General features: G+C 68.2%; 17 protein-coding genes. 6 read left to right on the forward strand and 11 right to left on the reverse strand.

All coding sequences use genetic code 11. From position 1 onward, the window contains the following. Positions 1-26 precede the first annotated feature (26 nt). The 9 genes from rpmA to QM806_RS05270 all read right to left on the reverse strand — a co-directional run bounded on the left by rpmA (position 27) and on the right by QM806_RS05270 (position 11,188). A complete protein-coding gene (gene rpmA / locus QM806_RS05230; RefSeq protein WP_005248077.1) occupies positions 27-290 on the reverse strand; it encodes a 50S ribosomal protein L27 in 264 nt (87 codons plus the stop codon). A 42-nt stretch (positions 291-332) separates the two neighbouring features. After that, on the reverse strand, positions 333-644 hold the full coding sequence (rplU, locus tag QM806_RS05235) for a 50S ribosomal protein L21 (RefSeq protein WP_005248081.1): 312 nt from the start codon (positions 642-644) through the stop codon (positions 333-335). Positions 645-850: 206 nt separating this feature from the next. Next, on the reverse strand, positions 851-4,246 hold the full coding sequence (locus QM806_RS05240; protein ID WP_064080189.1) for a translation initiation factor IF-2 N-terminal domain-containing protein: 3,396 nt from the start codon (positions 4,244-4,246) through the stop codon (positions 851-853). Between the two features lie 457 nt (positions 4,247-4,703). Further along, a complete protein-coding gene (ndk, locus tag QM806_RS05245; RefSeq protein ID WP_005248085.1) occupies positions 4,704-5,123 on the reverse strand; it encodes a nucleoside-diphosphate kinase in 420 nt (139 codons plus the stop codon). Positions 5,124-5,141: 18 nt separating this feature from the next. Next, positions 5,142-5,552, reverse strand: coding sequence for a DUF4233 domain-containing protein (locus QM806_RS05250; RefSeq protein WP_005248087.1), 411 nt, complete (start codon positions 5,550-5,552; stop codon positions 5,142-5,144). Beyond that, positions 5,549-6,958: a bifunctional tetrahydrofolate synthase/dihydrofolate synthase gene (folC, locus tag QM806_RS05255; RefSeq protein ID WP_283290722.1), complete on the reverse strand. Its 1,410-nt coding sequence runs from the start codon at positions 6,956-6,958 to the stop codon at positions 5,549-5,551. Before folC ends, QM806_RS05250 begins: the two co-directional genes overlap by 4 nt. A gap of 14 nt (positions 6,959-6,972) precedes the next feature. After that, positions 6,973-9,681, reverse strand: a complete 2,709-nt coding sequence (locus tag QM806_RS05260; protein WP_120660651.1) for a valine--tRNA ligase — start codon at positions 9,679-9,681, stop codon at positions 6,973-6,975. A gap of 55 nt (positions 9,682-9,736) precedes the next feature. Further along, positions 9,737-9,889, reverse strand: a complete 153-nt coding sequence (locus tag QM806_RS05265; protein ID WP_231137662.1) for a hypothetical protein — start codon at positions 9,887-9,889, stop codon at positions 9,737-9,739. Between the two features lie 138 nt (positions 9,890-10,027). Beyond that, a complete protein-coding gene (locus QM806_RS05270) occupies positions 10,028-11,188 on the reverse strand; it encodes a CdaR family transcriptional regulator (protein ID WP_206032608.1) in 1,161 nt (386 codons plus the stop codon). A 141-nt stretch (positions 11,189-11,329) separates the two neighbouring features. Between QM806_RS05270 and QM806_RS05275 the strand changes: the two genes are divergently transcribed. The 4 genes from QM806_RS05275 to QM806_RS05290 are packed head-to-tail and all read left to right on the forward strand — an operon-like array spanning position 11,330 to position 14,577. Then, positions 11,330-12,754, forward strand: coding sequence for a sodium:solute symporter family protein (locus QM806_RS05275; RefSeq protein WP_005567591.1), 1,425 nt, complete (start codon positions 11,330-11,332; stop codon positions 12,752-12,754). Then, positions 12,751-12,900, forward strand: a complete 150-nt coding sequence (locus QM806_RS05280; RefSeq protein WP_005567593.1) for a hypothetical protein — start codon at positions 12,751-12,753, stop codon at positions 12,898-12,900. The genes QM806_RS05275 and QM806_RS05280 overlap by 4 nt, the downstream gene beginning before the upstream one ends. Then, positions 12,893-13,303: a RidA family protein gene (locus tag QM806_RS05285; protein ID WP_005567595.1), complete on the forward strand. Its 411-nt coding sequence runs from the start codon at positions 12,893-12,895 to the stop codon at positions 13,301-13,303. The genes QM806_RS05280 and QM806_RS05285 overlap by 8 nt, the downstream gene beginning before the upstream one ends. After that, entirely contained in the window at positions 13,300-14,577 is a 1,278-nt protein-coding gene (locus tag QM806_RS05290) for a D-amino acid dehydrogenase (RefSeq protein WP_120660649.1), read from the forward strand. Before QM806_RS05285 ends, QM806_RS05290 begins: the two co-directional genes overlap by 4 nt. A 112-nt stretch (positions 14,578-14,689) precedes the next feature. On the opposite strand, the gene QM806_RS05295 is transcribed toward QM806_RS05290, so the two are convergent. After that, complete coding sequence (locus QM806_RS05295) at positions 14,690-15,151, reverse strand: SRPBCC family protein (protein WP_167117320.1); 462 nt, start codon at positions 15,149-15,151, stop codon at positions 14,690-14,692. 153 nt (positions 15,152-15,304) lie between these two features. Next, positions 15,305-15,616, reverse strand: a complete 312-nt coding sequence (gene mihF / locus QM806_RS05300; protein ID WP_005248100.1) for an integration host factor, actinobacterial type — start codon at positions 15,614-15,616, stop codon at positions 15,305-15,307. 214 nt (positions 15,617-15,830) lie between these two features. Between mihF and QM806_RS05305 the strand changes: the two genes are divergently transcribed. Next, positions 15,831-15,971: a hypothetical protein gene (locus tag QM806_RS05305; protein WP_283290638.1), complete on the forward strand. Its 141-nt coding sequence runs from the start codon at positions 15,831-15,833 to the stop codon at positions 15,969-15,971. A 63-nt stretch (positions 15,972-16,034) separates the two neighbouring features. After that, a complete protein-coding gene (locus QM806_RS05310) occupies positions 16,035-16,586 on the forward strand; it encodes an HNH endonuclease (RefSeq protein WP_283290640.1) in 552 nt (183 codons plus the stop codon). The last annotated feature ends 39 nt before the right edge of the window (positions 16,587-16,625 follow it).

Below are 16,625 nucleotides of genomic sequence, written 5' to 3' on the forward strand. Positions count from 1 at the left end.
CGGGACGATGCATACTCGCGGCAGGACTAGGCCTCTGCCGCCGCCGGAACGATGTTCACGGTCTTGCGTCCACGCTTGGTGCCGAACTCGACGGCACCGGCAGAGAGCGCGAAGAGCGTGTCGTCGCCGCCACGACCGACGTTGACGCCGGGGTGGAAGTGGGTTCCGCGCTGACGCACCAGGATCTCGCCGGCGCTGACGGACTGGCCGCCGAAACGCTTCACGCCGAGTCGCTGAGCATTTGAATCGCGACCGTTACGGGAGCTGGATGCACCCTTCTTATGTGCCATGTTCTTGACCCTCCTCGGGTGAAATCAGCTCTGAAGCTCTAGCTACTTGATGCCGGTGACCTTGAGGACCGTCAGCTTCTGCCTGTGGCCCTGACGCTTGTGGTAGCCGGTCTTGTTCTTGAACTTGTGGATCCGGATCTTCGGGCCCTTGGTGTGCTCGACGACCTCACCCGTGACCGAGATCTTGGCCAGCTTGTCGGCGTCGGTCGTCAGATCGGATCCGTCGACGACGAGAACGGGAGCAAGCGAGACAGCAGTGCCGGGCTCACCCTCGATCTTCTCGACCTTGACGAGGTCACCAACAGCGACCTTGTACTGCTTTCCGCCGGTCTTGACGATCGCGTACGTTGCCATCGGAGGGCTACCCCTTGCTTCTTCGAACTTGCTCGCGCCACAGTGTGCGCGACTGGTCTGGTGTGACGGCTAGCTCGGTCGAGATCGCGCAGCCTTCACAGGTGAGGGCACAGCTGACCTTCATCGCCGAGTAGCGACTGGTCAAGGTTACAGGAAGGCAACCGTTCCGTACAAACCGGCGTCGATTGCCTTCCCGCGCTCCCTCGTCAGTTGTCGGCGTCCACCGGCGGGCCGGCGGGACGTGCCGCCGCCCGGCGGCGCCGCGGCCTGCGCGGCGCTGCCTGCGCATCCGCGCCGTCGGGCGAGGACGCGGGCGGTCCGCTCACGGCCGAAGCCGACATGGCCGGTTCCGGCTCCGGTGCGTGCTCCGCGCCGGTCTCCGATGTCGGGATCACGAACACGGTCCCGGCGCTCGGGGTTTCGGACACCGGCGCGGCCGCTGCCCTCGACACCCGACGACTCCTGCGCCGCGGCGGGGCCACCGGCTCCGGTTGGGGCTCGGGCTCGCGCTCCACGACGGGTTCCGGGGTCTCGGCGACCGGAGCCTCTTCGGCCGGCGCAGGTTCGACGACCGGCTCTTCGGCCACGGCTTCCTCGACGACAGCTTCCTCGACGACGACTTCCTCCGCCTCGGGTGCCACGACGGCTTCCGCGGCGACCGCTGCCGGGGCCTCGGCCACGGCTTCTTCGATGCCGGGCAGGTCAGCCGCCGGCGTCTCCGCCTCCACGGCGACCGGCTGCTCGGGCTCGGGAACCGCCGCCGCGGGCTGCGCGGCGGATTCCGCCTCGTGCCCGCTGTGTGCGTGCGCGGCCTCCTCCTCGTGATGGTGGTGTGCCATCGCGAGAGCGACCGGGTGGGCCCGCTTGACGGTGGCGTCCACCGTCGGGGTCTCCTCGTGCACGGGAGGCTGCGACGTCTCCCCGCCGGACGACTTGTCGCGTCCCCGCTTCTTGCGGGAGCCACCGGAGTCGCCGCCGCGGGACGACCCGCCGCGCGCACCGTTGTCCTCGGAGGCTTTCACCTCGATCGGCTCGGCGTGGACGAGGATGCCCCGGCCGTGGCAGTGCTCACACGTCGTCGAGAACGCCTCGACCAGTCCGGTGCCCAACTTCTTCCGCGTCATCTGGACCAGACCGAGCGACGTGACCTCGGACACCTGGTGGCGGGTGCGATCCCGGCCCAGGGCTTCCGTCAGCCGTCGCAGCACGAGGTCGCGGTTCGATTCGAGCACCATGTCGATGAAGTCGACGACGATCATGCCGCCGATGTCGCGCAGGCGCATCTGCCGGACGATCTCCTCGGCCGCCTCGAGGTTGTTCCGGGTGACGGTCTCCTCGAGGTTTCCGCCGGCACCGGTGAACTTGCCGGTGTTGACATCGACCACGGTCATGGCCTCGGTGCGGTCGATCACGAGCGTGCCGCCGGACGGCAACCAGACCTTGCGGTCGAGCGCCTTCGCCAGCTGCTCGTCGATGCGGTGCGCCACGAAGACGTCGACACCGTTGTCCGACGTGTGCTGCTCGAGCCTCGGCATGAGATCGGGGGCCACGGACTTGATGTACGACTCGACCGTCGACCAGGCCTTCTCGCCCTCGATGACGAGCTTGGAGAAGTCCTCGTTGAACAGGTCGCGGATGACCTTCACGAGAAGGTCGGGCTCCTCGTACAGGGCCTGCGGGTTACCGGACTTGCCGGATTCCGCCTTCGCGGCCTGCGCTTCGATCCCGGCCCACTGGTCCTGCAGGCGCTTCACGTCGCGAGCGAGTTCCTCCTCGCTCACACCCTCCGACGCGGTCCGGATGATGACTCCGGCGTCCGAGGGCACGATGTCGCGCAGGATGTCCTTGAGGCGCTTGCGCTCCGTGTCGGGGAGTTTGCGGCTGATGCCGGTGGACGTGCCGCCCGGCACGTACACCAGGAAGCGGCCCGCGAGACTGATCTGCGTGGTCAGCCGCGCACCCTTGTGCCCGACCGGGTCCTTGCTGACCTGAACCAGCACCTGATCGCCCGGCTTGAGAGCCTGCTCGATCTTGCGGGAGTTGCCGCCGAGCCCGGCGGCCTCCCAGTTGACCTCACCCGCGTACAGCACGCCGTTGCGGCCGCGGCCGATGTCGATGAACGCGGCTTCCATGCTGGGCAGCACGTTCTGGACGCGTCCGAGGTACACGTTGCCGACCATCGATGCCGACGCCGACGTGGTCACGAAGTGTTCGACGAGGACGCCGTCCTCGAGCACGGCGACCTGCGTCGTCGCGTGCGGTTGCCCGGTGGCGATGCGGTCGCGCACCACCATCACGCGGTCGACGGCCTCGCGGCGGGCCAGGAACTCCGATTCCGTGAGGATCGGCGGACGCCGGCGGCCGGCATCCCGGCCGTCACGGCGACGCTGACGCTTCGCCTCGAGCCGCGTCGAACCGGTGATGCCCTGGACCTCGTCCTTCGAGCGGCTCTTGTTGCGAGGTTCACGCTCGTGGACGACGGTGTTCGGCGGATCGTCCTCGGACGTGGCCTCTCCCGCCCCCTCGCCACCGGACTTGCGACGACGACGGCGACGGCGGCGACGGCTCGACCCGTCGGAGTCGCCCTCACCGGCCTCTTCGTCACCGGACTCCGCCTCGGCCTGCTCGGCCTCAGCGGGCTTCTCCTCGGATTCCTTCTTCGGCTTCTCTTCGAGCTCCCGAGCCGGTGTCTCGGCGACCTTCTCCTCGCGCGCGGATTCCCGCGCGGATTCCTCGGCCTCGGGACCCTCGGTGTCGGTGTCGGTGTCCTGCTCGTTCTGCTGTTCGCCCCGTCCGCGACCACGGCCGCGACGGCCGCGGCGACGACGACGCGGCTGGTCGCCGTCGACGTCGGACTCGTCCGTCTCGGTCTCGGCGGTTCCGGTGTCCGTGGCCTTCGCGGTCTCGGGCACCTCGTCGTGCGATTCGACGACGGGCGGCTGCTCGGTGGTGGGTTCCGGGGTCCCGGCGTCCCGGCGACTGCGGCGGCGACGCGGCGGGGTCTCGACCGCCGCGAGGTCGGGCTGCAGGAAGAGCGGGACCTGCGAGACGGCGGGCGGGGTCTCCACGGCGGGCTCGGCGGCGGGCGCCTCGACCTGGTAGGACGCGGTGGTGAACAGGTCACGTCCGAGGTCGCGCTCGGAAACCGCGGCCTCCTCCGCGACGGGTTCCTGGGCGGGAGTTTCCTCGGCGGGAACCGCCGGAGCGGGAGTCTGCTCGACCGCCGCTTCCTCGACGTCGGCAGCCGCGACCGGTTCCGGCGCGACCTCGACGGCCGGTTCGGCGGCCGGGGTTTCCGCGACCGGTTCGGCGGCCGGGGTCTCCGCGGCCGGTTCGGCCGCTGCGGGTGGCTCGGTGGGAGCGTTCTGCGCAGCGGTGAAAGCTGCGTGCACACGCTCGGCGACGTCGCGTTGCAGGCTCGACTGCGCGCTGCGCAGTTCGGTTCCGAGGGCCGCAGCCTCGGCGAGAACCTGCTTGCTCGTCACGCCCAGCAACTTCGCGAGGGCGTGAACGCGAATCTTCTCCGGAAGAGCGGGAACCGCGCTCCCGGCGGTGGCCGATTCGTTCGGCTCTGAATTTGTGGGCGGCGCTTGATCGGCCACGTAGTCTCCTCAGCCCCCGGGCGCGTCCACTCCCGTGTCTGGGGGTGTCACGCGGCCACGCGAGGGCGCAGTGTGTGTACTCGCGCCCCAGATGTGAGCGCGAGATTGTCTGGTCTCGCTCCACACAGCGCGTGCAGTGTCCGTTTTCACTGCACACCCATGTAGTGCCTTGCGGATGGCCGTCGTCCGCGGCGCGAGCGCCTGATCATCCAGCGTGCCGAAACGCCCAGGTATTTCCTGTTGACGCAGGGGCAGCGATGAAGGGCATCGAGCCGTGGTGTCATCCGGTCGAAGCCACGTGGTGCACAAATTGCGGTCCGACCACCCTCAGTATCCCACACGTGTGCCGCAGTCCGTGCCAGCGGCGCACGTATCGGTCTGGAACATGTTCCGCACGCGAGGGCGCCGCCGGCCCGGAGGGCAGGCCGGTGGGTCGAGGGGTGGGTGGAGAGGTAGATCAGTTGGCGGCGAGGTGCGGGAACCAGAGGGCGATCTCGCGCTCGGCGGACTCGACCGAGTCGGAGCCGTGCACCAGGTTCTCCTGGGCTTCGAGCCCGAAGTCACCGCGAATCGTGCCCGGAACGGCCTTCTCGACGGGGTCGGTGCCGCCGGCGAGCTGACGGAACGCCGCGATCGCCCGCGGACCTTCGAGCACTGCCGCGACGAGCGGGCCGCCCGTGATGAATTCCAGCAGGCCCGGGTAGAACGGGCGGCCTTCGTGCTCGGCGTAGTGGGCGGCTGCGATGTCGCCGGGAGCGGTGCGCAGGTCGAGCGCGGAGATCGTCAGACCTTTCCGCTCGATACGACCGAGGATTTCTCCTACATATCCGCGGGCAACGGCATCGGGCTTGATCAGTACAAGGGTGCGCTCAGTCACGGCGCACAGCCTAAATGGTCAGCCCCGCTGCCCCGGCAGCAGGCCCCGCTCCATTCGCTGGCGGACATTCCGGCGGAAGTAGAGAAGGTATCCCCACAGGATGGCGAAGACCACTCCGACCGAGCCGATCGACACGTGGACGAAGAACCCGAGCAGGAGCCCCACCTGCAACAACAGGTTGTACTTCATCGCCCAGGGGCGGCCCTGCAGGCCCGCCCCGAGGATCATGAGCACCGCCAGCCCCACGAGGTACGTTCCGGACCACCAGGTCAGTCCGCCGCCGACCGTCGCGACGACCGGCAGGGCGAGAAGCACCACGATCGCTTCCAGAATCAGAGATCCCGCGACCACACCGCGGAATCCCTTCCACGGGTCCTTGGTCGGCGGCCCGAACTCCGGTTCCGAAGCACTCGAGTCTGGCTCGCTCACGCTGGGTCCTTTCCGAAGAGGGTGCGGGCCGCACCGGCGGTCACCACGGATCCGGTGACCACGACGCCCGCCCCCGATACTGCTTCACCCGGCTCGGCGACCTCCTCGGCCAGTCCGATGGCCGTTTCCAGCGCGTCCGCGAGTGTGGGCGCCACGACGACGCGTTCGTCGCCGAACTTGGCGACCGCGAGATTGGCGAGATCGTCGACGTCCATGGCCCGCGCCGAACCGTTGTTCGTCACGACGAGCTCGTCGAACACCGGTTCCAGCGCCGACAGGATGCCGTCGACGTCCTTGTCCCCCATCACGCTGACGACGCCGACCAGCTTGCGGAAGTCGAACTCGGCGGTCAGGGCGGCGGCGAGCGCACGAGCCCCGTCCGGGTTGTGCGCGGCGTCGAGGAAGACGGTCGGGGCGCTGCGCACACGTTCGAGCCTGCCCGGATTGACGACCGAGGCGAACGCCTCCCGGATGGCCTCCTGGTCGAGCTGCCGTTCCGGGCCCGCACCGAAGAACGCCTCCACGGCCGCGAGCGCGAGCGACGCGTTACGCGCCTGGTGCTCCCCGTGCAGGGGCAGGAAGATGTCGGTGTAGACCCCGCCGAGGCCCTGGAGTTCGAGCTGCTGGCCGCCGACCGCGATCTGCCGGGCCAGCACCGTGAACTCGGAGCCCTCCCGCGCGACCGCGGCATCCACCTCGACGGCCCGGCGGAGCAGCACCTCCATCACTTCCGGCGTCTGCTCGGCGAGGATCGCGACGGCGTCGCGGGGCACGAGCGCGTCCTCGCGGCCCTTCTTGATGATGCCGGCCTTCTCCTCGGCGATCCCGGCCAGGTCATCGCCGAGATACTCGGCGTGATCGAGGCTGATCGGGGTGATCACCGCGATCTCGCCGTCGATGACATTGGTTGCGTCCCAACGCCCGCCGAGACCCACCTCGACGACGGCGACGTCGACGGGTGCCTCCGCGAACGCGGCGTACGCCATCGCGGTGAGCACCTCGAACTTGCTCATCGCCGGGCCGCCGGCCGCCTGCGACTGCTGGTCGATCATCTGCACGTACGGTTCGATCTCCCGGTACGTGTCGACGTACCGGCGGGGCGACACCGGGCGCCCGTCGATGCTGATGCGCTCGGTGGCGAGCTGCAGGTGCGGGCTGGTGGTGCGGCCGGTGCGCCGGTGCAGCGCCGTGAGCAGCGCGTCGATCATCCGCGTCACCGACGTCTTACCGTTGGTGCCGGTGACGTGGATGGCGGGATAGCCGTGCTGCGGCGAACCGAGCACGTCCATCAGGGCCGCGATCCGGGTGAGGGACGGCTCGATCTTCGTCTCGGGCCACCGCTTGTCGAGTTCCGCCTCGACCAGTGTCAGCTCCGCGAGGTCGACAGGACTGACTTCCTCCGGCATGAAGTCGGGCGAGGTCACGCGCCTTCCAGCTCCTTCAATCGCTTGGTGATGCGTTCGATTTCTTCCGTCGCGATCTGCTGACGCGTACGGATCTTCTCCTTGACGGCGTCGGGGGCCTTGGCCAGGAACGCCTCGTTGGACAGCTTCGCGGTGGTTCCGGCGAGTTCCTTCTGCGCGGCCGCGAGATCTTTCTCCAGCCGCGCCTTCTCGGCGCCCAGGTCGACGTTGCCCGACGTGTCGAGATCGACGGTGACGGTCGCCTTGCTCAAGCGCACCTCCACCGACGCGGACACCGCGAAACCGTCCTCCGGGTCCGTCAGACGCGCCAGCGACGTGACCGCGGCGAGCTGCGTGTCCAGATCGGCCTCGGCGATGCCGCTGATCCGCGCGGGCACCCGCTGCGAGGGCTTGAGCCCCTGGTCGCTGCGGAATCGGCGCACCTCGGTCACCAGTCGCTGCATGTCCTCGACACGCTGCGCCGCAACCGCATCCGCGGCGGTCTCGCTCGACTGCGGCCACTCCGCCACGACGACGGATTCGTTCTCGGTGAGCGCCTTCCACAGGGTCTCCGTGACGAACGGGATCACCGGGTGGAGCAGGCGCAACAGGGCGTCGAGGACGTTGCCGAGCACGGCCCGCGTGTTCGCCGCGACCGTGTCGTTCTCGGCGAACTGCACCTTGGCCAGCTCGAGGTACCAGTCGCAGACCTCGTCCCACGCGAAGTGGAACAGTGCCTCGCACGCCTTGCTGAACTCGTACCGGTCGAATGCGGCGTCGACCTCCCCGCGCACCTGCTCGAGGCGGTCGAGGATCCACCGGTCGGCGTCGGTCAGTTCGCCGCGTCCGGGCAGTGGTGCCGGCGCGGCCCCGTTCATGAGGGCGAACTTGGTCGCGTTGAACAGTTTGGTCGCGAAGTTCCGCGACGATTGCGCGTGGTCCTCGCCGACGGACAGGTCGCTGCCGGGGTTGGCGCCGCGGGCCAGCGTGAAGCGGAGCGCATCGGCGCCGAAGCGGTCGACCCAGTCGAGCGGGTCGATGCCGTTGCCCCGCGACTTCGACATCTTCTTGCCGAACTGGTCGCGGACGAGGCCGTGCAGGAACACGTCCTGGAACGGCATCTGCGGTCCGGACTTGCCTTCGCTGAACACCCCGTCGCTTCGCTCGCCCCGCCCAGTGATGGCGTCGTCCTCCGACACATACGTGCCGAACATCATCATCCGCGCCACCCAGAAGAACAGGATGTCGTAACCGGTGACGAGAACACTTGTGGGATAGAACTTCTCGAGCTCGGGCGTCTTCTCGGGCCAGCCCATGGTCGAGAACGGCCACAACCCGGAGGAGAACCAGGTGTCGAGGACGTCGGGATCCTGCACCCAGCCCTCGGGCGCGGTCTCGTCCGGTCCGAAGCATGCGACCTCGCCGTCGGGGCCGTACCAGATCGGGATCCGGTGACCCCACCACAGCTGACGCGAGATGCACCAGTCGTGCATGTCGTCGACCCAGGCGAACCATCGCGGTTCCTGACTGGCCGGGTGAATGACCGTGTCACCGTTGCGCACCGCGTCGCCGGCGGCCTTCGCGAGGGACTCGACCTTCACCCACCACTGCAACGACAGGCGCGGCTCGATGGACTCACCGGTGCGCTCGGAATGTCCGACACTGTGCAGGTAGGGCCGCTTCTCCGCGACCACGCGACCCTGCTCGGCGAGCGCCTCACGCACCTTGACCCGTGCCTCGAAGCGGTCGAGACCGTCGAATTGCGTTCCCGTGTCGGCGATCTTGCCGGTCTTGTCCATGATGGTCGGCATGGGCAGGTTGTGCCGCAGGCCCATCTCGAAGTCGTTGGGGTCGTGCGCAGGCGTGATCTTGACGGCGCCGGTGCCGAACTCGGGATCGACGTACTCGTCCGCGATGATCGGGATGTCGCGCCCGGTGAAGGGGTGCTCGAGCGTCGTTCCGATCAGGTGCTTGTAGCGCTCGTCGTCGGGGTGGACGGCCACGGCGGTGTCGCCGAGCATCGTCTCGACACGGGTGGTCGCGACCACGACGTGCGGCTCGTCGTCGCTCAGGGAGCCGTACCGCAGCGAGACCAGCTCGCCCTCGACGTCCTCGAACTTCACCTCGATGTCGGAGATCGCCGTCTGCAGCACTGGCGACCAGTTGACGAGACGCTCGGCCCGGTAGATCAGGCCGTCGTCGTACATGCGCTTGAAGATGGTCTGGACGGCGCGGGACAGCCCGTCGTCCATGGTGAACCGGTCGCGGCTCCAGTCGACGCTGTCACCGATGCGGCGCATCTGGCCGCCGATGGTGCCACCGGACTCGCGCTTCCAGTCCCACACCTTGTCGATGAACAGCTCGCGGCCGAAGTCTTCCTTCGTCTTGCCGTCGACGGCGAGCTGCTTCTCGACCACGGTCTGCGTCGCGATGCCCGCGTGGTCCATGCCGGGCAGCCACAGCACCTCGTAGCCCTGCATCCGCTTGCGGCGGCTCAGCGCGTCCATCAACGTGTGGTCGAGCGCGTGACCCATGTGCAGGCTGCCGGTCACATTGGGCGGCGGCAGGACGATGGAGTAGCCCGGCTTGTCGCTGTGAGGGTCCGCGCGGAAGTAACCGGCGTCTACCCAGCCCTGATACAGATCGTCCTCGACGGAACTGGGGTCCCAGCTCTTCGGGAGGGCATCGGCACGGTTCTGGGGATTTTCTGGAGCTGCACTGGTCACCCGTCGAGTCTAATGAACGCACGGACGACCGACGACGGGGCTACCGTCCGCCTCGCTACTGGTCGCTGAACAGCGCGCGGTGCACCTCGGTGGCGGTGCGATGCTCCGGGTCGACGGGGCGCAGCGCCTCGCCTGCGTCCTCGCCGCCTGCCTGGGATCCTGCGGTGGTGTGCAGCTCGGAGAAGAGCTGCACGTGGTGGTCGTTCAAGGGATTCCTCCGGTTCGTCTGCCGCATCCAGTGCAGCAACCACTCGAGAGTGTCGAGTATGCATCGAGAATGCCGCCGATCGGCGGCGACACGGCGATCGGCGCGCCGGTGGTGTTCACCCACACGCCGGCTGAAGGCTCAGCCGGCCCGCCGCGCCACCACACAGGCGAGGTAGAGCGTCATGCCCAGACCCGGTTCGTCCAGCGGGCGACCGAGGAGCCGGGCGATCTTGTCGAGCCGGTTGGCGAGGGTATTGCGGTGGACGTGCAGCCGCTTCGCCGCCCGGCTGGAGTTGAACCCGCACTCCCCCCAGGCGATCAGCGTCTCCTGCAACTGCGGCCAGTCGTTGTCGGTGGCCAACGCGCCGAGCACGGCCCGTGACAGCCTGTCACGGGTCTCCGCAGGTATCACCGAGACGGCCTGATGGAGGCGGAACCGGTCGATGTCGTAGACCTGGCCGCGTGGGTCGAGAACCGCGCCGAGCCGGAGCGCGTCGTACGCGTCCTGGGACGACAGATTGAGGTGCTCGACCCCGTGCGCGATCGAGCCGATCCCCACGCGGGTGTCCCATCCTCGTTCCCGGATCTGGGACACATACTTCCGGCACCGGTCCGTCAAAGCCGAATCCGCAGCCGGGATCGGTGCGGTCACCACGGTGGTGACCGCGATGACCTGTCGGGCGAGCGGTGCGACCAGATCGGTCGCGGAGTCGAAGGTGTCCTGCACGGCGCGCAGGACCTCGAGGGACACGGGCCGTCCCTCCACGGCGGCGTCGTCGGTGTGACTGTCGTAGCTGATCAGCACCATGACCCGGGGACGGCGCAGGTCGTATCCCAGACCCGTTGCCCGCCGGGAGATCTGGGCCTCGGTGAACGTGGAGCGATGCCAGTCACAGATGTCGCGGAGCAATTCTTCCGCTGCCCGCTCGTAGGTCAGCCGGGTACCGATCCGCGAGGCCTCCTGCATCAGGATTTCGGTCTGCCGCTTGACCACCAGCCCGAACTGTTCGACCTGCTCGGGTGAACCGGACAGCCCGATGGTGCCCACCACGTCACCGTCGATGACGAGCGGAATGGTGACGCCGGGCAGACTGCCGACGAGGTCGCGGACGTCCGCTGCCGAGTGCGCGATCATGCGCCGTGCACGGATCACCTCGATCGATGCCTCGTGGAACTGGCCGATGCGACGTTCGTCCCCGCTGCCGACCACCGTTCCGGCCGCATCCGTGATGAGCACGTTGAACCCGATGACGTCGGTGATCTCGTTCGCGATCTGTTGCGCCAGAGCCTCACTCAGCATCGACTGCCCTTCCGAACGCTTGTGGGAGTTGTGCACATCGCACAATTGGGTATCGATCTCAGTGTAGATCAAGGGCAACTCGCCTAGTGACTACGGTCACATGACGTTCCTACGATGGGTTCATCCCAACTAGGAGTTCACATGGCAATCCTCGACTGGATACTTCTCGGTGCCTACTTCCTGCTACTCGTCCTGATCGGCGTCCAAACCATGCGACGCGTCAAGTCGCCGGACGATTTCGCCGTGGCAGGCAACCGGATCATCTGGCCGGTCTTCTTCGGCAGCCTGGCCGCAGCCTTCCTCGGCGGCGGAGCATCGCTCGGCGTCGCCGGCGCCGCCATGCGTGACGGATACGTGTACATGTTCGCCTTCTGCGCGTTCGGCGTTCAGACGGTGCTCGTCGGCTACTTCGTCGCGCCCAGACTCAAGAACTACATCGGCGCCCACACCCTCGGCGACATCATGGAGACCCACTACGGCCGGCCTGCGAGACTGGTCACCGGCGTACTGTCCGTCGTCCTGTGCGCCGGCATCCTCGGCGCCCAGGCCCTGGCCATCGGCACCGTCGTCAACGCCACCCTCGACGTGCCCACCGTGCCCGCGGTGATCATCGGGATGGGAGTGGTCATTCTCTACTCCTCGTTCGGTGGGGCGTGGGCGGTGATCCAGACCGACCTGCTGCAGTTCGTCTTCCTCGGAGTGCTCCTGCCGGTGGCGCTCCTCATCGGGCTCGACGCCGTCGGCGGACCGTCGGCTCTCCTGGACAACGTTCCCGCCGAGCATCTTTCGTTCATGGGCGACTACTCCCCCGCACAGTTCCTCACGCTCTTCGCGGCACTACTGCTCGGCGAGACGCTGGTCCCGCCGTACGCGCAGCGGACGTTCTCCACCCCCGACTCGCGGCACGCCCGTAAGGGCTACGCACTGGCCGGGTTCTTCTCGTTCTTCTTCTTCTTCACCTCGGCGTCTCTCGGGTTGATCGCACTCGTCCTGTACCCGGACATCGAAAGCGATCAGGCGCTTCCGACCGTGGTGATGAATCTGATGCCGGTCGGCGTTCTCGGATTGGTGGTGGCGGCGCTGATGGCGGTCGTGATGTCGACGGCCAGTTCCTACCTCAATTCCACCGCCGTCGTCCTGACCAAGGACATCTACCAGCCGCTCAGCCCCACCGAGCTGCCACCGTCGAGGCGGCTCACCGTCGAGCGGGCCACCAGCGTCGTCGTCGGTGCCGGAGCGACCATCTTCGCCCTCAGCGTCCCGTCCATCGTCGACGCCCTTCTCTACAGCTACACCCTGTGGGCTCCGACGGTCATCGTCCCGTTGTTCGGCGCCGTGCTGTTCGGCGTGCGGTCCGCTCCGGCGGCACTGTCGGCGATCACGGCGGGCGCGATCGTCACCGCGGTGTGGCAGTGGGGCCTCGACGCTCCGTTCGGACTGGACGGGCTGGTGCCCGGCGTCGTCGCCAACCTGCTCGTCTTCGTCACGGTCGCCATGGCCACCTCGTCCCGCTATCCGCGCCGACAGCAGCCTGCTGTCCGCGTCACCGAAGGAGAATTCGCATGATTCCCACCCTCCTCTATTACGGGGTACCCACCGCCGTCGTCACCGTCACCCTCTGGGTCGGATTTCTCGGCTGGCGCTTCTACGTCAAGGAAGTGCTGCGCGGCGACCGCGGCGACACCACAGCGGGTGAGCCCGACCATGGGTGACATCGTGGACGTGCCCGGGGTGACCACCGGCACCAGCCCGTACCCGTCGGCGCGCAGGGTCGGCGACCTCGTGTTCGTCTCCGGCCAGGTCTCGTTCGACGACACCGGCAACGTCGTCGGCACCGACGTGGTGGAGCAGACCCGTCACTCCCTCACACGACTCGACAGGGTCCTCGCCGCGGCAGGCGCCACCCTGCACGACATCGCCTCGGCCACGGTGTATCTCGCGAACGCCGACGACGCCCCGCGTTTCAACGAGGAATGGAGGCGCTGGTTCGCCGCCGACCACCGCCCGGCCAGGGCCACCGTGGTCGCGGCCCTGCTGGACCCGCAGCTGCTCGTGGAGATACAGGCCGTCGCCGTCACGGGCCGGGGATCGACCGAAGGAAAGGAAGCGGAATGAAGGTGGCAGTACTCGGAGCAGGGGTCGTGGGAGTCGCGACCGCCCACGCTCTCGCCGAACGCGGACACGAGGTTCATGTGTACGACCGGCGCAGCGAGGTCGCGTCCGACACCAGCGCGAGCACCGCCGGACTGATCGCCCCCGGTCACTCCTACGCGTGGGCGTCGCCGTCGGCTCCCACCATGCTGGTCCGATCGTTGCTCGGCGCGTCGACCTCGATCCGCGTCCGTCCCCGGGCGGACGCCGAACTCGCCCGGTGGGGTGTGCGATTCCTCCGCGAGTGCACGGCCTCCCGGGCGCGGTCGAACACTCTCGCGAAGCTCCGCCTGGCCCGGTACAGCCAGCAGCTGATGGACGAACTCACCGCCCGCGAGAACCTGGAGTACTGCCAGACACGGAACGGCGTGCTGTACCTGTACCGGGAGGAAGCGGAACTCGAGCAAGCGCAGGTGAACTCGCAGCTGCTCCGCGACCACGGACAGCTGCAGGACGTGCTGGGACCCGAGGAGATCGCGGCCGCGGAGCCCGCCCTCCGGCACGGGACGGCCACGTTCGCCGGTGCGATCCACGACCGCACCGACGGCACCGGCGACCCGCACCGATTCTCGGTGGGGCTCGCCGAGGAATGCGGTCGGCTGGGGGTCCGGTTCCACCTGGGCACGTCCGTCGTGGCCCTCGAGTCCGACGGTGCGGCCATCACGTCGGCCGACACCGATCGGGGCCACATCCGCGCGGATGCCTTCGTCCTCGCCGCCGGGGCCGCGAGTGCTCTCGTCGCGAGGAGTGTCGGTCTGCGACTGCCCGTCTACCCAGCCAAGGGATACACGCTGACCGCGACCGTCAAGGACCCCGAACGCGCGCCGGTGGTCGGCGGCATCGACGAGAAGACACTCGTCGCCTGGTCGCGGTTCGGTGACGAGCTGAGAATGTCGGCCACCGCGGAATTCGTCGGGTACGACCGCAGTCACTCGCCCGCCGACTACGCGGGCATCGTGGACGCCGGGAACGAACTGTTCCCCGGCGCGGTGGACTGGGACACGGCCAGATACCGGACGGGCCTTCGCCCGATGACGCCCGACGGCCCGCCGATGATCGGGCTGGGGCGTCACGACAACCTGTACTTCAACACCGGTCACGGTCACGTCGGCTGGACCATGGCGGTCGGCTCGGCCCGCATCCTCGCGGATCTCGTGGACGAGCGGCGACCGGACATCGACCCGAGTCCGTACTCCCCGATTTCGTCGCGCCGGCATCCGAGCGGACGAGGCGCGTAACGAAGTGCACTGACCCGACGACTATCCGAGCGTGCCTCCGGAAACGGCGGCGCACCGACCTCGCTGACCGCAACCCCCGACTGCGGTCAGCGAGGTCGACACGACAGATGCTCTATTCGCCGCGTTCGGCGTGACGCTTGGCGAACGCCAGTTGCATTTCCCAGCCCTCGATATTGCCGTCGTAGGCGGCCGCGCGGCGCTCGGCATTCGGGTACAGGGCGGCGAATCCGGTCTCGACGACGCGGAGGAGCGTGCCGCCGCCCCGCTCCGACAGGAAGAACTCGACCAGGGTGGACGTGCCCTCCACGAGCGGCTGCGCGGGATCGTCTCCCCCACGGAACGAGACGTAGTGCGGTGCGTCGGACTTGACGGGAAGTATCGGGAAGCGCCCGTACGGGGGAAAGTCCACGACGAAGACGTCGCCTTCGCGTGTGGTGGTCGTCTTGCCGGGTTCGCCGTCGCCGATGAACCAGCCGGGTTCACTCACCAGCCGGAACACCCGCTCGATGGGGGCGTCGATCTGGATCTCGCGCTCGATCCTGTCCTGGGATGCGTCCGGAACGCTCATGATCATCCTCACCTCTCGACAATGTGCTACCTCACGGTTGCATATCGGCGGCTACTTGCGCAACCTTCTGGTTGCACTAGCGGGGGTGGGGGCAGGAAAGACGCGTCCGGGCGCCCGCCCGTCGCCGGAAGGCGATGGGGCGGGCACCCGGGGAACGTGTCAGCTGAAGTGCGCCAGCAGGGCGTCGCGCTGACGGTCGCCGAGGCCACGGAGGCGGCGGGTCGGAGCGATCTCCAGGTTGGCCATGATCTCCTGGGCCTTCACCTTGCCGATCTTCGGCAGGGCTTCCAGAATGGCGCTGACCTTGGTCTTTCCGATGATGTCGTCGACATCTGCCTTGGAAAGGACCTGCTTGAGGGTGATGTCACCGGACTTGAGCTTGTCCTTGAGCTCTGCGCGTGCCTTACGAGCGGCGGCGGCCTTCTCGAGAGCTGCTGCCCGCTGTTCGTCAGTGAGCTGGGGAAGTGCCACGATGTCTCCTTCATTCGGGGTACGTATCGAACACCGTAGCGAGAGAACCGCTACTTCACCGCATCCATCGGACGTGTCGCGCGTCCTGTCCGATTCGACACGCCCCGGCTCACGGGTCCGACGACGCGGAAAATGCCAGGACGCGGGCGGCGCGCTGTGCCATGCTCGACGTGTTCCGTTCGGTTCACACGTCGAGCTCAGGAAGGACGTAGCGATGCGCGCACTGCCCGCAGCCCACGCACCCCGGTTGCAGCCGTCACGCACGGGCGCCGCCTCCTCCTTCCCCGCCGGCCGGCAAGGCGAACGCGGGATCATGCCCGCCCCGAAGACTTACCGCTCCACCCGGCACGCCTGACTCGACTTCCGTCGCCCGGCGTGCCCCCACCGCCGTGAACCGACGACAGAACCGAGATCTCCCGTGAGGCACTTCTCCCGTAACCCGCCCGGCAGCACCCTCGACGCCCGCAGTTGGTCGCGCGCGGATGTGCTGGTCCTCAATGTCACGTACGAGGCCCTCTGCGAGATCCCCGCGGAGCGCGCCGTCGTGCTGATCAGTGTCGGTGCGGCCGAGACGGTCGCGGATCGGGAGCCGCCGTTCCCGATTCGCTCGCAGCACGTCGAGATCAGCCTGCCGCGGACCATTCGTCTGCTGCGCTACGTCCACGTCCCGCATTCCGTGCTGGTGACCGACAGCAGCCGCGCGACGTTCGCGGGCGTGTTCCGGCGCGACCGCAATCGGTGCGGCTACTGCGCCGAGCCGGTCGCGACGACCATCGACCACGTGCTGCCGAGGAGCCGCGGCGGCCCGAACACGTGGGCCAACCTCGTGGCCTGCTGCATCACCTGCAACCAGAGGAAGGCCGACCGCACACCGGAGGAGGCGGGAATGCCGCTCCTCTGGGAGCCGAAGGCGCCCCGGCACATCGAAAAGGCGCAGCGGCAGATCTGGAGGGATCTCGCGGCGGTCTAGCCGCGAGATCCCCGCACCCGACCGATCTTCTCCCGGGAA

This window comes from Rhodococcus sp. IEGM 1351 (assembly GCF_030056875.1).
GTDB classification, from domain to species: Bacteria; Actinomycetota; Actinomycetes; order Mycobacteriales; family Mycobacteriaceae; genus Rhodococcus_F; species Rhodococcus_F opacus.

Excerpts from the sequence above, each read along its gene's own strand:
- QM806_RS05295 (WP_167117320.1), bottom strand. The coding sequence starts at position 15,151 with ATGATCATGAGCGTTCCGGACGCATCCCAGGACAGGATCGAGCGCGAG.
- QM806_RS05285 (WP_005567595.1), top strand. The coding sequence starts at position 12,893 with ATGGGTGACATCGTGGACGTGCCCGGGGTGACCACCGGCACCAGCCCG.
- QM806_RS05280 (WP_005567593.1), top strand. The coding sequence starts at position 12,751 with ATGATTCCCACCCTCCTCTATTACGGGGTACCCACCGCCGTCGTCACC.
- QM806_RS05290 (WP_120660649.1), top strand. The coding sequence starts at position 13,300 with ATGAAGGTGGCAGTACTCGGAGCAGGGGTCGTGGGAGTCGCGACCGCC.
- QM806_RS05275 (WP_005567591.1), top strand. The coding sequence starts at position 11,330 with ATGGCAATCCTCGACTGGATACTTCTCGGTGCCTACTTCCTGCTACTC.
- QM806_RS05270 (WP_206032608.1), bottom strand. The coding sequence starts at position 11,188 with ATGCTGAGTGAGGCTCTGGCGCAACAGATCGCGAACGAGATCACCGAC.
- rpmA (WP_005248077.1), bottom strand. The coding sequence starts at position 290 with ATGGCACATAAGAAGGGTGCATCCAGCTCCCGTAACGGTCGCGATTCA.
- QM806_RS05305 (WP_283290638.1), top strand. The coding sequence starts at position 15,831 with ATGCGCGCACTGCCCGCAGCCCACGCACCCCGGTTGCAGCCGTCACGC.
- folC (WP_283290722.1), bottom strand. The coding sequence starts at position 6,958 with ATGCCGGAGGAAGTCAGTCCTGTCGACCTCGCGGAGCTGACACTGGTC.
- rplU (WP_005248081.1), bottom strand. The coding sequence starts at position 644 with ATGGCAACGTACGCGATCGTCAAGACCGGCGGAAAGCAGTACAAGGTC.